General features: G+C 43.0%; 12 protein-coding genes. 11 read left to right on the top strand and 1 reads right to left on the bottom strand.

Annotation, left to right across the window (positions count from 1 at the left end; translation table 11 throughout):
• Window positions 1-51: 51 nt before the first annotated feature.
• From ACE38W_RS11285 to ACE38W_RS11240, 10 genes are all read left to right on the top strand, one after another.
• Window positions 52-1,239: a hypothetical protein gene (locus ACE38W_RS11285; protein ID WP_375830919.1), complete on the top strand. Its 1,188-nt coding sequence runs from the start codon at window positions 52-54 to the stop codon at window positions 1,237-1,239.
• Complete coding sequence (locus ACE38W_RS11280) at window positions 1,214-1,810, top strand: hypothetical protein (protein ID WP_375830917.1); 597 nt, start codon at window positions 1,214-1,216, stop codon at window positions 1,808-1,810. Before ACE38W_RS11285 ends, ACE38W_RS11280 begins: the two co-directional genes overlap by 26 nt.
• Window positions 1,811-2,201: 391 nt before the next feature.
• On the top strand, window positions 2,202-2,558 hold the full coding sequence (locus tag ACE38W_RS11275) for a hypothetical protein (RefSeq protein ID WP_375830915.1): 357 nt from the start codon (window positions 2,202-2,204) through the stop codon (window positions 2,556-2,558).
• Window positions 2,559-2,674: 116 nt separating this feature from the next.
• Window positions 2,675-2,752: a potassium-transporting ATPase subunit F gene (locus ACE38W_RS11270; protein WP_375831181.1), complete on the top strand. Its 78-nt coding sequence runs from the start codon at window positions 2,675-2,677 to the stop codon at window positions 2,750-2,752.
• A gap of 24 nt (window positions 2,753-2,776) precedes the next feature.
• Window positions 2,777-4,495: a potassium-transporting ATPase subunit KdpA gene (kdpA, locus tag ACE38W_RS11265; protein ID WP_375830913.1), complete on the top strand. Its 1,719-nt coding sequence runs from the start codon at window positions 2,777-2,779 to the stop codon at window positions 4,493-4,495.
• A gap of 11 nt (window positions 4,496-4,506) precedes the next feature.
• Window positions 4,507-6,552 carry a potassium-transporting ATPase subunit KdpB gene (gene kdpB / locus ACE38W_RS11260; RefSeq protein ID WP_375830911.1) on the top strand — a complete coding sequence of 682 codons (2,046 nt, stop codon included), beginning with the start codon at window positions 4,507-4,509 and terminating at the stop codon, window positions 6,550-6,552.
• Between the two features lie 25 nt (window positions 6,553-6,577).
• Window positions 6,578-7,141 carry a K(+)-transporting ATPase subunit C gene (locus tag ACE38W_RS11255; RefSeq protein WP_375830909.1) on the top strand — a complete coding sequence of 188 codons (564 nt, stop codon included), beginning with the start codon at window positions 6,578-6,580 and terminating at the stop codon, window positions 7,139-7,141.
• Between the two features lie 96 nt (window positions 7,142-7,237).
• Window positions 7,238-8,323 (top strand): porin, encoded by a 1,086-nt coding sequence (locus ACE38W_RS11250; RefSeq protein WP_375830907.1) that lies wholly within the window; start codon window positions 7,238-7,240, stop codon window positions 8,321-8,323.
• 9 nt (window positions 8,324-8,332) lie between these two features.
• Complete coding sequence (locus ACE38W_RS11245) at window positions 8,333-9,457, top strand: sensor protein KdpD (RefSeq protein ID WP_375830905.1); 1,125 nt, start codon at window positions 8,333-8,335, stop codon at window positions 9,455-9,457.
• Window positions 9,454-11,160 (top strand): ATP-binding protein, encoded by a 1,707-nt coding sequence (locus ACE38W_RS11240; RefSeq protein WP_375830903.1) that lies wholly within the window; start codon window positions 9,454-9,456, stop codon window positions 11,158-11,160. The genes ACE38W_RS11245 and ACE38W_RS11240 overlap by 4 nt, the downstream gene beginning before the upstream one ends.
• Here the strand turns inward: ACE38W_RS11240 and ACE38W_RS11235 are convergent.
• On the bottom strand, window positions 11,157-13,739 hold the full coding sequence (locus tag ACE38W_RS11235) for an ATP-binding protein (RefSeq protein WP_375830902.1): 2,583 nt from the start codon (window positions 13,737-13,739) through the stop codon (window positions 11,157-11,159). The two genes, ACE38W_RS11240 and ACE38W_RS11235, sit on opposite strands and share 4 nt — an antisense overlap.
• Before the next feature lie 305 nt (window positions 13,740-14,044).
• Here ACE38W_RS11235 and ACE38W_RS11230 point away from each other — a divergent pair, with 305 nt between their 5' ends.
• Window positions 14,045-14,746 (top strand): porin family protein, encoded by a 702-nt coding sequence (locus ACE38W_RS11230; protein ID WP_375830900.1) that lies wholly within the window; start codon window positions 14,045-14,047, stop codon window positions 14,744-14,746.
• Window positions 14,747-14,781: the final 35 nt, after the last annotated feature.

The raw sequence follows: 14,781 nt of genomic DNA, 5'->3' as shown, positions 1-14,781 counted from the left end.
AGTATATATCTTGCGAGCTCATTTTGAACCTATATAAACTAATTCACACCTATGTTCCTATCCCGATACAAAGGCCTATGCGCCGGTGTTGCCCTGTCGGTTGTCATGGCAGGATGTTCTTCCAAAAACTCTGACGAAAAAGGACCTCAGAAACCTACAACTGTTGGGGAAGATAAATTGCAACTTACTCAGACAAGAACAAACCTCTTCAACTGTTTAAAAAACATTAAGGATGGATCGTTCATTCAATCTGTGATCAGCACTACTGGTCTGAAAGACGGTGATTTCGCAAATGAAACCTGGCTTAACGACTTGTCCGATGCGATGGACAATGCTTTTGTAGGAGTAGAACTGGACAATGAGTCTCGCTTTGACTTTGCACATTGGGCTGGTAAATATACTTACAATGCTACCACTAAAGCTTTTGAAAAAACTGCATCAGCAGATATCGTGGTAACTTTCCCTTCTTCTCCTGCTGCTGGTAAAAACGATTACGTTTTTACAATCACTGGTTATAAGGATGCCAAGTTCCAGGTAAACATGGAAAACATCTACCTGCCTACTGCGTGTAAAGCTTCCCTGACAAAAGACGGCACTACCCTGTTCAGCCTGGATTATACCGGTAGTTTCTCTGCGGGTTCATTCCCAATCCCACAGGCAGTACAGCTGAAACTGTCGCTGAAACCACATGATTATCTGATTAAGGTAAACAAGATCACCAACACACAGTTTGCTGCTGTTGTTGAACTGCAATCAGGTTCCGACTGCGTGACTGCTTTCAATGGTAAAGTGAGCTTTGCAAACGAAGATTACAACAATCTGTCACTCTCTGAAGACCTGGTGAGCGTAGAAGGTTTGCTGGAGAAAGGTAGCCTGAACGTTAAAGGTTCATGGGATGCCAAGAAATACTACAAACTCCCTACCTATAAAGCAGCAGATATAAACAGTACTATCAGTATTTTCGGTTACAATGGTACCGATAAAACTTCTGAGTTCCGCTATAAAGATAACGCCAGCGGTGGTTATGATTTGTATGTGTTCTACAAAGACCAGACTTCAGATCTTGCTACCGTTTATAGTGATCCATTCATTGCTGACTTGAAAGGTATGCTGAAACCATATTTCGGTACCGATGTAGATAGTTGGTTCGAAATGAGAGCTAAATCTCAAGGTAGTTTCTCTAAAAAAATCACAAAAATTAAAAATACACTGAGTGACTGGGTTAATAAAACTAAGTAAGAAAACACTCATGATGACGGCGATACTGGTTTTTACCAGTATCGCTGTTTTTTGTCAGGATACTTCGTATAGTCGTTTCCGTTATCAACATGAGATTGGTATCGACATTGCAAATGTGCTCACATTCCTGAAGAAGAACCAGCAGTCATACATGATCAACTATAAATGGTATTACCACCCTAAAAGGGCTGTACGTGCGGGTATTAACCTGGAGCTAAGTAATGAACGTGCAGAAGGGTTATATCCTGATGTTCGTATAGGGCACCAATGGGGGCATGTCATCGATAATTTCCTTTTATATGGTGGCGCCGATGTTTCTATCGCCTATAACTATTCCAATACTACAACTATCAGTACCTGGAGATATGGATTATCGCCGGTAGTGGGCTTACAGTATTATTTTACCAAACATATTTCTCTCTCTACAGAAATCTCCCTCAACAGTTATTATTATAAACCTAATGATCCGAAATCATTCGATCCTGAAGCAAATGATCCTTATTATCGTATCAAGATAGGATCCGTGGGTATGATGATGATCAGTTATCATTTTGGCAAGAAAAAAATGTAAAATAATGGCCGCTAAAGTGCTATTGGCAGGACTTTAGCGGCATTGTTGTTAATATTAAGGTTGCTCACATTGCAACTGGCGGATATTCCAACCCTGTACCAAACTATATAAGAAGAATTTAAGCCCCAGGTTATCTATTTATTCAAAATTGTTTATCACCCTTTAAGCTGCAAACTTCACCTACATTCCTGGTAAGTATTGATTCATTCCTACATTCAGAAACTGCATAGACCCTCCCATTTCTGCATGGTTAGCTGCATTGGTCATTTCTCAAAAAATAATCCTCTACATAATAACAGGTTGATAATCAATTAGATATTTCTTTTTAATGAGATTTTAATCAAGATGGCATTCCGCTGGCATTACCCTATGAACAAAAAACAATATTACCATGTTACCAGATTCAAAGGTCTCCCAGCTAATAGGTAACCAGATTACCGGGATGTCGTCAGCCATGCAGCTTTTTTCAGGAAGAGATAAAGTGAGTAAGGTGATTCACAGCTTTGCTGACTACACAAAGAAAATGATTCAGCTGGGCCGCCTCGACGAAGTAAGACGCTGCTTCACCATGGCAGCAGTACTGTATCATAACGGCAGTATGGTAGTGAAAAACGCGATAGAAGGCGTGTATGTCTATACGTTATCTCCGTTACTGCATACCAGACAGCAACATACCAATATGAAAGAATTACTTCCGGTAACGTTGTTACGTATACACAGACATCATCTGCGCACTTCTGCCATCTGATATTAAACTAAAAAAGAGAAATATATGATGCTTACCATTCTGTTGCTGATTGCAGGCCTGGCCTGCTTCTGGCTCTTCTTCAAATCTGTTGACTACTTCGAAAAAATCTAACAGCTATGACTTTACTTTTTGTCTTATCCATATTGGTATTCCTATACATGGTTTATGTATTACTGAAACCAGAAAAATTCTAAGACGGCTATTTAACTAACTATAAAATGAATACAGAAATTCTGGGCGTTATCGCCACCTATGGACTAACACTGCTACTAGCCTGGCCACTTGCGAGATATATTGTAAAAGTATTCAGAGGTGATAGGGTTTGGTCCGATTTTATGTCGCCAATAGAGCGCCTCTTTTATAAGCTTTCCGGTATCGATCCTAAAGAGGAAATGGACTGGAAACAACACATGAAAGCACTGCTGACGATCAACCTGGTTTGGTTCGTATATGCATTCTTTGCGCTGATGTTCCAGGATAAGTTACCGCTCAATCCTGACGGAAACCCTGGACAGTCCGCAGATCTTGCCTTTAATACCGCTATCAGCTTCGTCGTTAACTGTAACCTGCAACACTACTCCGGAGAAACAGGGGTCACATATTTTACACAGTTATTTGTACTAGCATTCCTTCAATTTGTAAGTGCTGCTACCGGTATTGCCGCATTAATCGTCGTATTCAAAGCATTTAAAGAGAAAACAGTTACTAAGCTGGGCAACTTCTGGGAAATATTCCTGAAAACAATCACCCGTATTTTATTGCCAATTAGTATAGTCATTGCCGTTATACTTATTTTCAGTGGTTCTCCTGCCAGCTTTGCCGGTAAGGATTCCGTGGTTACAATGCAAGGTGATACTGTAAACGTTTCTCGCGGCCCTGCTGTTGGTTTTATTGCGATCAAACACCTGGGAACCAACGGTGGTGGATGGTTTGGGGCTAACTCTGCACATCCTTTCGAAAACCCTAATTATGTAGGGTTTATGACCGAAATGTTTGCACAGGTAGTGATTCCTATCGCTATGGTTTTTGCGCTGGGTATGTTTATACAACGTAGAAAATTTGCGAACGTTATGTTCGGAATTATGACCATAGGCATGATCATGTTATTGATTCCTACTATGCAAGCGGAGATGGGAGGTAATCCTGTACTCTCGCACATGGGTATACTACAGCCTACAGGCTCCATGGAAGGTAAGGAAGTGCGCTTCGGCCCTGCTGGTACAGCATATTGGAGTACTGTTACCACGATCATCTCCACCGGATCTATCTGCGGTTTCCATGATAGTATGATGCCTGTTTCTGGCCTGATGCAGCTCCTGGGTATGATGCTTAACTGCTTGTATGGTGGATGTGGTGTAGGTATTCTCAACTACTATATCTATGTGATCATTGCGGTGTTTATTTCAGGATTGATGGTAGGCCGTACACCTGAATTTATGGGTCATAAGCTGGAAGCACGGGAAGTGAAGATAGCAGCATTGATTACGTTATTATCTCCGTTCCTGATATTAGCCGGTACAGCCCTCTCCTCCTATATCCTGGTACATCATCCGGAAGCAAATTGGGCGGTGAAGCCTGGTGCATGGCTAAATAATACTGGCTATCATGGGTTCTCTGAAATGTTATACGAGTATACTTCTGCCAATGCCAATAATGGTTCTGGCTTCGAAGGACTTGGTGATGGAAATGTATTCTGGAACATAAGTACAGGCTTCGTATTGATCTTAGGTCGCTTCCTGCCTATCATTGGACCAGTAGCTATCGCCGGTATTATGGGTGCTAAGAAATATGTGCCTGAATCTGCAGGTACTTTAAGAACAGACTCCCTGACTTTTGGTGCAATGACTTTCGCAGTAATCGTTATCCTCACTGCCTTATCGTATTTCCCTGCACTGGCACTGGGTCCTATTGCTGAGTTTTTCTCTGTTTATAAATAATTAAGTAGAAAATGAATAAAGATAATAAACTGTTTCCCAGGGAACTGGTGATGGAAAGCCTGAAGCAGTCCTTCGTGAAACTGAATCCTAAGCTGATGATCAAAAACCCGGTGATGTTTACCGTGGAAATTGGAACAGCTGTTATGTTGATCGTTGCTTTATACGCCTTATTTACACATAACACTGATCAGGGTTCTGCCACTTATAATATAGCCGTTTTCGTTATACTGTTTCTTACTGTATTGTTTGCCAACTTCGCCGAAGCCATTGCAGAAGCGAGAGGTAAAGCACAGGCAGAGAGCTTGCGTAAAACAAGAGAAGAAACGCCTGCTAAAAAAATAGAAGTTATTGGAGAGATCTTCACCAACGAAATAAAAATCGTTTCTTCTTCTCAACTAAGAAAAGGCGACATCTTCGTATGTGATCCGGGTGATATTATTCCTGCAGATGGTGAAATAGTAGAAGGGTTGGCAAGTATAGACGAATCTGCTATTACTGGCGAAAGCGCTCCTGTTATCCGCGAAGCTGGTGGGGATAAATCCAGTGTGGTGGGCGGTACCAAGGTATTGTCAGATCATATTAAGGTACGTGTGAGCACTGAACCGGGAGAATCTTTCCTGGATAAAATGATTGCACTGGTGGAAGGAGCTAGTCGGCAGAAAACACCGAATGAGATAGCACTTACGATTCTGTTGGCAAGCTTCACACTGGTGTTCATCATTGTTTGTGTAACGCTGAAACCCTTTGCAGACTACGCACAAACACCGATTACTATTGCCGCTTTTATCTCCCTGTTTGTATGTCTGATCCCTACAACTATCGGCGGATTGCTCTCTGCCATTGGTATTGCTGGTATGGACCGTGCATTACGTGCAAACGTAATTACCAAATCTGGTAAAGCCGTAGAAACCGCTGGGGATATCGATGTGCTGCTCCTGGATAAAACAGGTACTATCACGATCGGTAACCGTAAGGCTACTAACTTCTACCCTGCTAATGGCATTGACAGCAACAGTTTTATACAGCTTTGCGCGATCAGTTCCTTATCTGATGAAACGCCGGAAGGTAAGTCCATCGTGGAACTGGCCGGAAAAGACATCGTAAGTAAATTGAATACTTCTGGTGGTGTGCTGGTGAAGTTCACCGCCGAAACCCGCAGTAGTGGTATAGATCTGGCTGATGGAAACAAAATCCGCAAAGGTGCTTATGATGCGATCAAAAAGCTGACAGAGAGAGCCGGCAACGCATTTCCTGATGAAACCAAATCCCGCGTGGAAGCTATTTCCAACGATGGAGGTACGCCACTTGTAGTATCCCTGAATGGTAAAGTGCAAGGTGTGATAGAATTGCAGGATATCATCAAACCCGGTATCAGCGAGCGTTTCGAGCGTCTTCGTAAAATGGGTGTGAAAACAGTAATGGTTACCGGTGATAACCCACTTACGGCCAAATATATTGCTACAAAAGCTGGTGTAGATGATTTTATCGCAGAGGCTAAGCCAGAAGATAAAATGACCTATATCCGTAAGGAACAACAAGAAGGCCGACTGGTAGCCATGATGGGCGACGGTACCAATGATGCGCCGGCACTTGCGCAAGCTGATGTAGGGGTGGCTATGAACAGCGGTACCCAGGCAGCGAAAGAGGCGGGTAATATGGTGGACCTGGATAACGACCCTACCAAGCTGATTGAAATCGTTGAAATTGGTAAACAGTTACTGATGACACGTGGTACCCTTACCACTTTCTCCATCGCCAACGACGTAGCCAAATACTTTGCGATCGTTCCTGCGCTCTTCGTGGCCTCCATACCAGCTTTGCAAGGTATCAATATCATGAAGCTGCATAGTCCTGAAACAGCCATTCTCAGCGCGGTCATCTTCAATGCGATCATCATCCCTGTGCTGATACCGCTGGCATTGCGAGGCGTTGCCTACAAGCCAATAGGCGCTAGTGCTTTGCTGAGAAGGAACCTGTTGATTTATGGTGTAGGTGGTATCATCGCACCTTTCATCGGAATAAAAATCATTGACATGCTGATTGCCATGTTTATGTAGGTGATTAATGTTTAAAAGAAAAGTCATGAAAAGATATCTTTTGCCATCGATAAAACTCACGCTCATACTGGTTGTTTTGCTGGGCGGACTCTATCCCCTGCTGCTGGCAGGTATTGCTAAACTTGCTCCTGGAAAAGGCGACGGAGTAACGGTAATGCATAATGGAAAAGTAGTAGGTTATGAACAGATAGGACAGAAATTCACGGAGGATAAATACTTCTGGAGTCGCCCTTCTGCAGTGGATTATAATGCTGCCGGCTCCGGTGGTTCTAATAAGTCGGCTGATAATGCTGATTATCTGAAAATTGTACAGGCACGTATCGATACTTTCCTGGCACATAATCCGGATGTAAAGAAATCTGAAATCCCTGCGGAACTAGTTACTGCTTCTGCGAGTGGACTGGACCCTCAGCTTTCACCAGCTGGCGCCTACATTCAGGTAGCGCGTATCGCTAAAGTCCGCAATATATCTGCTGATAAACTGAATCAGCTGGTTGCGGCAAATATCAAATCTCCAGTATTGGGTATGTTCGGCCCGGCAACAGTGAATGTGCTCAAACTGAACGTTGCGTTAGACGAAATGAAATAATCCTATCATAAGGAAAACCATGCTGTACACTCCCCTCGTCAGTGACGGGGGGAATTATACAGCCTCCATTTAACCTGATTTTCTAAAAGACTCAAAATGAAACAAGTATTACTGGCCGCGGGGCTGTTATCCGCGGCATTGACAAGCTATGCCCAGGACTCTATAAAAACTACAGAAAATGAAAAAGGAAAAATCACCTTCTCCGGATATGCGGAAGCTTATTACAGTTATAATACTGCTAAACCATCCAACCATGTCGCTCCCGGATTTCTGTATAACTTCAACAGGCATAACGAACTAAACATCAACCTGGCTATGGTAAAAGCCAATTACAGCAGTAGCCGTGTCAGGGCTAATGTTGGGCTCATGGCGGGTACCTATCCTCAATATAACCTCGCTGCTGAACCAGAAGCATTAAGATATGTTTATGAAGCGAATGTTGGTATACGTATCGCCCCTAATGTTTGGGTAGATGCTGGTATTATGCCTTCGCACATTGGCTTTGAAAGTGCTATCGGGAAAGATTGCTATACGCTTACACGCAGTATCATGGCAGAAAATACACCTTACTACGAAGCTGGTGCAAAAATCACCTGGTCGCCAAATGAACGCTGGTCATTTGCAGCCATGTACCTCAACGGATGGCAACGTATCCGTAAAGTAGATGGTAACCAATCGCCTGCTTTCGGTACACAGATTACCTTTAAACCATCCGATAAATTACAGCTCAACTGGAGCACTTATGTCGGAAATGATTTTCCAGATAGCACCCGTAAAATGAGATACTTTAACGACCTTTACGGAAATGTCACTATCACGGATAAACTCAGTCTGATTGCAGGTATAGACTATGGTTTACAACAAAAAGAAAAAGGCGCTTCGGACTACTCCGCCTGGTATAGCCCGATCATGATAGCACGGTATGCCTTTACACCCAAATTTGCAATGGCCGGACGTGTAGAATACTACAATGATAAAGATGGTGTAATCATCGCTACCAATACGTCTAATGGCTTCCAGACTTTCGGATATTCACTGAATGCTGATTTCTCTCCTGTTGATAATGTAGTTTTCAGATTGGAAGGAAGATGGTTCAATGGCAAGGATAAAACATTTTATAAAGTCGATAATCCCACAAATACCAACAGCGCCATCACTGCATCACTGGCAGTCTGGTTTTAAAATGTTATCATGACAGAAAAAGAAAGTTCCGTAGCTCATTTCCTGAATCTTGCCCGACAAACAGAAAGGGGCAAGTTCAAAATCTACATCGGTATGAGTGCCGGCGTGGGTAAAACCTATCGCATGCTGCAGGAAGCGCATGCGATGCTACGTAATAATGTCAATATCCAGATAGGCTATATAGAAACTCATGGGCGTGCGGAAACGCACGCCCTGCTTGATGGATTACCTATCATTCCTCGTAAGCATGTTTTCTATAAAGGAAAGCTGCTGGAAGAAATGGATCTGAATACCATCCTGTTACTGGCCCCTGATTGGGTAGTGATAGATGAGCTGGCACATACCAATATCCCGGGATGTAAGAATGAAAAGAGATGGCAGGATGTAATAGAAATACTGAATGCTGGCATAAACGTTATTTCGGCGGTAAATATCCAGCATATTGAAAGCATTAACCTGGAAGTAAAAGCCATCACCGGCATAGAAGTACAGGAACGTATACCCGATAGCGTATTACAGATGGCTAATGAGGTCGTAAATATAGACCTCACCGCTGATGAACTCATTACCCGTCTCAAAGAAGGTAAGATATACGATAAATCAAAGGTAGAAACTGCCCTACGTAATTTCTTCCAGGCAGAGAAGATCCTCCAGCTGCGCGAATTAGCCCTGAAAGAAGTTACCAACCAGGTAGAAAGAAAAGTAGAAATTGAAGTGCCGAGAAGTCAGCAGATGAGGCACGAAACATTCCTGGCCTGTATTTCTACCAACGACGCAACTGCCAGAAAAGTAATCCGTAAAACGTCGAGGCTGGCGGCTTATTATCATGCGGACTGGTATGTGATATATGTACAAACCCCAAGTGAAAGTGCCGATAAGATTCAATTAGCATCACAAAGACATCTCATCAATAATCTGAAACTCGCTACAGAACTTGGCGCCGAAGTAATTCAGGAACATAGTGCTGATATTGCCACAACAATCATTAACGTTGCATTGGAAAAGCAGGTTACCACTGTTTGTATAGGCAAGCCGCATCTTAGCCTGTTTCGTATTATCTTACGGACAAACCTGTTCAATCAGCTGCTGAAAACACTTTCTAATAATGATATAGACCTCATCATACTGTCATGAGTAAAGTAAGACTCAAAACGAAGATAACCCTTGGGGTATTGTTTTTATACATCATGCTGCTGGTAGTAAGTGTGCTGGGATATTACTACCTGAACCGCCTAAACGAAAAAGCTAAGATCATCCTCAAGGATAACTACGAATCACTGGAGTACGCCAAAAACATGCTGGTGGCGCTGGAAAAGTTACCAGTAAATAAAGCGCTTAGCATACAGGACTTTTCAAATAACCTCCATAAACAACAAGCCAACGTAACGGAACGTGGTGAAAAAGATGCCACCGCCAAGGTGGCTGCTTTGTTTGCGCATATTCAAAATGATTCGACCTACTCCCCTGCTGATGTTTCTGGTATTAAGGAGAATATCTACACCATCATGGACCTCAACATGAGCGCCATAGTAGGTAAAAACGAAAAGGTGAAAGTGGCCGCCGATAGAGCGCTTTGGTACATCGCCATTATCAGTGGCGTATGTTTTTTAGTGGGCCTTACCTTTGTGTACAACTTCCCGGGATATATCGCCAATCCAATCCATGAGCTCACAGAAGGTATTAAAAGCATTGCCAATAAGCAATACAGCAAACGTTTACACTTCTCTTCCAATGATGAATTCGGAGAATTGGCAAATGCCTTCAATACCATGGCACAGCGCCTCGATGACTATGAGCATAGCAATATAGCCAGGATTATGTTTGAGAAACAACGTGCAGAAGCAGTTATCAGCAGTTTGAAAGATGCTACCATTGGCTTTGATGTGAAAAATACTATTCTCTTTGCCAACGCAGAAGCCTTACAGTTGCTAAGTATGCAGGAAAAAGACGTTATCGGGCAATCTGCTGAAGAAGCGGGCAAATACAATGACCTGCTCAGATATCTTGTAAATAACCAGGAAAATACCCCGATAAAAATTGTAGTAGACGGTAAGGAATCCTTTTTTACCAGAGAAGTAGCTGATATAAAACATGAAAATGAACGTATAGGCTATGTCGTTATATTGAAAAATATTACTTCTTTCAAAGAGCATGATTTGGCAAAAACACATTTCATTGCTACTATTTCACATGAATTAAAAACACCGTTGGCCTCTTCTGATTTTAGTCTGAAGTTATTGGAAGATGATCGCGTAGGTCATCTCTCTGGCGAACAAAAGGAATTGGTGGATAGTCTCAAGCAAGACAACAGACGCATGATCAAAATTGTGAGTGAACTGCTTGATTTATCGCAGGTAGAAAGCGGAAATATACAGCTACAGCCACAGTCGGTACAGGCGCAGAACATAGTGCAATACGCCATGGATACGGTACAGAAACAAGCCGCACAACGAGAAATTACTATTTCGGCCAACATTCCGGATACATTGCCTAAAGTGCTTGCAGACGTAGAAAAATCCGCCTGGGTGCTAGTGAATTTATTGACCAATGCCATCCGCTATTCTCCTACGAAATCATCTGTAGAATTACAGGTAATGCCAACAGAAGGAAATATGATATTGTTTTCTGTGCAAGACAAAGGGAAAGGTATTCCGACAGAATTTACCAGCAGGATCTTTGAACGCTTCTTCCAGGTGCCTGGCGGTAGCGGTGACAAAGGAAATGGGCTGGGACTCGCTATTTCAAAGGAATTTATCGAGGCCCAGGGTGGAAAGATCGGTGTAGCCAGCGAAGAAGGCAAAGGGAGTACTTTCTATTTTACATTACCTGCCGCTTAAGTGGTGGCCGTTTGCAGCGCCGGCAGGATGTCCTGGTACATACTAACGAGCTTGCCTACACGATGAGGTACGGACGACAGATTCTCTCTGCTTTGTGTGTCCATTTCAATGCTCAGGGAAAGTTTGACAGCCTCCGTGTGCTGTAACAGGGAGAAGCAGCTCTTTAGCTGATGTGCGGTGATAAAGGCATTTTGCCAATCTTGTGATTGGACTGCTTGTTGCAAGACTTCCAGTTTCTGTGGGAAGTCGGCCTGCATATCCACGAGCAAATCATTTATTTCATGATCTTCTAATCCTATTTTAGACCGCAGGTATTGAAAGTCGATATTATAAGCCTGCATATTTTTTACGGGTGTTTGTGTATTTTCCTGTGGAACCCAGGAACCGGTGGCTTTCAGTATCCTGGTATAGAGTTCATCGGGTTCGAAAGGCTTGGAAATATAGTCATTCATGCCTGATTCGAGGCATCTTTCTTTCTCCCCTTTTAGCGCGGAAGCGGTCATCGCGATGATAACGTTGGTAGTACCATTTTTTCTCATCAGCCTGGTGGCTTCGTGTCCGTCCATGCCGGGCATTTGTATATCCATTAGAATGCAGTCGTAAGACTGTAGCAGTACCAATTCCACGGCGCTACGGCCGTTGTCGACCATGTGGACTCTTGCCCCGGCATTGTTGAGTGAATGATAGGCTACTTTCTGATTGATAAGATTATCCTCCACTACTAATATGGATTTGCCCAGCAGTGGCTTGCTGTGACGCGGGAAGACAGGTGTTTTCTCCAATTCCTCGGAAAGGGAGTTGTCGTAGTTAAATGGAATTTCCACATGAAAGCGGGAACCTTCATCTGGCTTGCTTTCCAGACTGATGCTTCCTTTTTGCATTTCCGCCAGCTCCCTGCAGATTGCCAGGCCAAGGCCAGTGCCGCCAAAGGTCCTATTGTCCTCGCCGTGCGACTGTGTAAAGCTTTCAAATACAAAGTGTTGTTTTTCCGGCGCGATGCCAATACCAGTATCTGCAACATCAATGGCTAAACGAACTTTATCTTTTCCTAACGCTATTGGGTATAGATGAACATTCACGCTACCCTGGCTGGTAAACTTGATAGCATTTTCAACGAGATTGACCAATACCTGTATCAGCCGGACTTTATCTCCAATAATTACTTTAGGGAGATGTTCATCCAGTACCGTAATGAAATCCAGTTTTTTCTCATGGGCCTGGTGTTTCAGTGTATATAAGGCCTTTTCTACTTCTTCCCGGAGATGGAAAGGTTTTTCTTCGAGGTTGAGTTTTCCGGCTTTGATTTTTGAGAAGTCAAGAATTTCGTTGATGATAACCAGGAGATTAGCGGCGGAGGTCTGGATGGCGTTGACGAATTCGAGCTGGGTACTTTGTAGTCGGGTATCCTGAAGCAGAAGGTTGGTCATACCGAGGATACCGTTCATGGGCGTACGAATTTCGTGGCTCATATTGGCGAGGAAGATTTCTTGTGCTCGGCGGGCCTCTTCGGCCAGGTGTTTGGCCCTGGCCATTTCGCGGTAGCTATTCTTTTTGTCGGTAATATCATGGCCGATACCACAAATGCCGATCATCTCCCCATAACTATTACGCAATGGAAATTTGGTCATGAGAAAATGCAGCAGCTGACCGTCAAATTCGATGGCATCATCCTGGTTAATGGATTCGCCTGTAGAAATCACGTGACTGTCCATGGCGGCGTAACGCTCTACCCAAGGGTAGTCCAGGTCTTCATCAATTTGTCCGATAATGCTTTCCCTGGGGGTTTGCAGTACTTCTGAAAATCTTTTGTTGACCAAAAGATATCTCCCTGACATATCTTTTATGAACATTATCGAAGGCGTAAAATCGATAACGGCTTCCAATCTTTCGCGGATATAATCAACAGTGTAGTCACGGCCCCCGTTAGGATATAGTTCTTTTACGACACACTGAAATTCAATCACATGGCCTATATCATCTCTGATAACAGACACCAGTTGTTCAACCCACTTACGCTCGCCGGATTTGGTGATGATTTCAAACTGAATGGAAGAATAGTCCTGGTGGCCGCGCATTTCTTCTACATAATAGTTTTTCAGGCGGTTGAAGGTGCGGGTATCCAGGAACATGGAATAGTGCTGGCCGGCAACTTCTTCGACGGCATATCCGGTAATCTCAGCGACACGATCACTGACAAAGGTGAAAAATCCTTCGGGGGAAGAAGTATACATGATAGGGCCGGCTTGCTGGGCGAGTCTTTTATACGATTGGGCGCTTTTGTACATTCTGTTGCTTCTGTCTCTCAGGCGGCCAAAGTGAAGCGCAATATAGCGGCCTTCAATGCATAGGAATACGATGGCGAGGCATACCGCAAATAGTATAAACCATAAGCTATATTCTGTATAGATTTCATTTTTTTGGAGGGCTGCGATAAGTTCAGGATCTGAGCCATTGTTACGGGCCAGGGTGGCGGTTAAATGAACACGTTGCCGGATATGCCACGAATAATACAACAGAACACAGAGTATCATGCCTATGGTAACAAACAGCCAGATCACGCTATTAACAATTTTTTTCATGTCGTCGTATGTTCACAAACTCTTAAAAATTGTATAACTATAAATTACCAGCGTTGACAGGAGATTAGGACCAAATCGAAGATTTTATATCAAATTAATGATTATTTAGCCCAAATTGCTGTTCATTTTGTTCATTTTGGGGTTCACTACTTAAAAAAGAATATGAATATCAATATGAGTTTTTGTGTAACTTCCACCGCGGAAATGATTCATCAGGTGGATGTTTTTGCAATATTTTAACCAATTGTTTTACAATCATTCCATTAAATTTGCCTAATATTCTTTTTCTTAAGTATTAAGATTTTATGAAAAAAATAATTTTTACCCTTGGTTTGATAGCCATTTCGCTGGGAGTTTTTGCACAGGACGGTGGTTCGCCGATGAATAAAGCAATGAATTCCGTTACCCATTCCAGGGACTTCCTGATGATCCAATTTGGTTACAGTGGATGGTCAAATTCTCCGGATAGCGTGAAGTCTGGCTTCAACAGGGCTTTTAATATAGCTTTCATGTACGATATGCCGCTGAAAGGCTCTAAGTTCAGTATTGCTCCAGGTCTGGGTATCAGCACCGACGGAGTTATGCTGAAAGATCACAGCATGGACGTTGCTGGTCGCGTTAATACATCTGATGTAACTTTTCCTTATACAACGGCCAACAAAAGGTATAAAGTAGCTACTACTTACGTGGAAATTCCTATTGAATTAAGATATCGTTCTGTTCCAGATAACGCTAACAAAGGTTTCAAAGCTTCTTTGGGTCTGAAAATCGGCGCACTGGTAGACGCACATACGAAAGCGAAATTCACTGGTCCTAATGGTGGTAAAACTACCGACAAGGAAAGAAACAAAGAATATTTCAACCCTTGGCGTTTTGCAGCTACTGCTCGCGTAGGTTATGGCAACTTTGCAGTGTTCATGAACTACTCACTGACGCCGCTGCTGAAAAATTCTGATAAATACGATATCCGAGGTTACCAGATCGGTATCGCCCTGAGTGGTCTTTAATACCAATTGACGAATATAAAAAAACGCGTCCCGCT

The sequence above is a fragment of the Chitinophaga sp. Hz27 genome (assembly GCF_042263525.1).
Classification (GTDB): domain Bacteria; phylum Bacteroidota; class Bacteroidia; order Chitinophagales; family Chitinophagaceae; genus Chitinophaga.
This window is presented reverse-complemented; position numbering and strand designations above follow the sequence as displayed.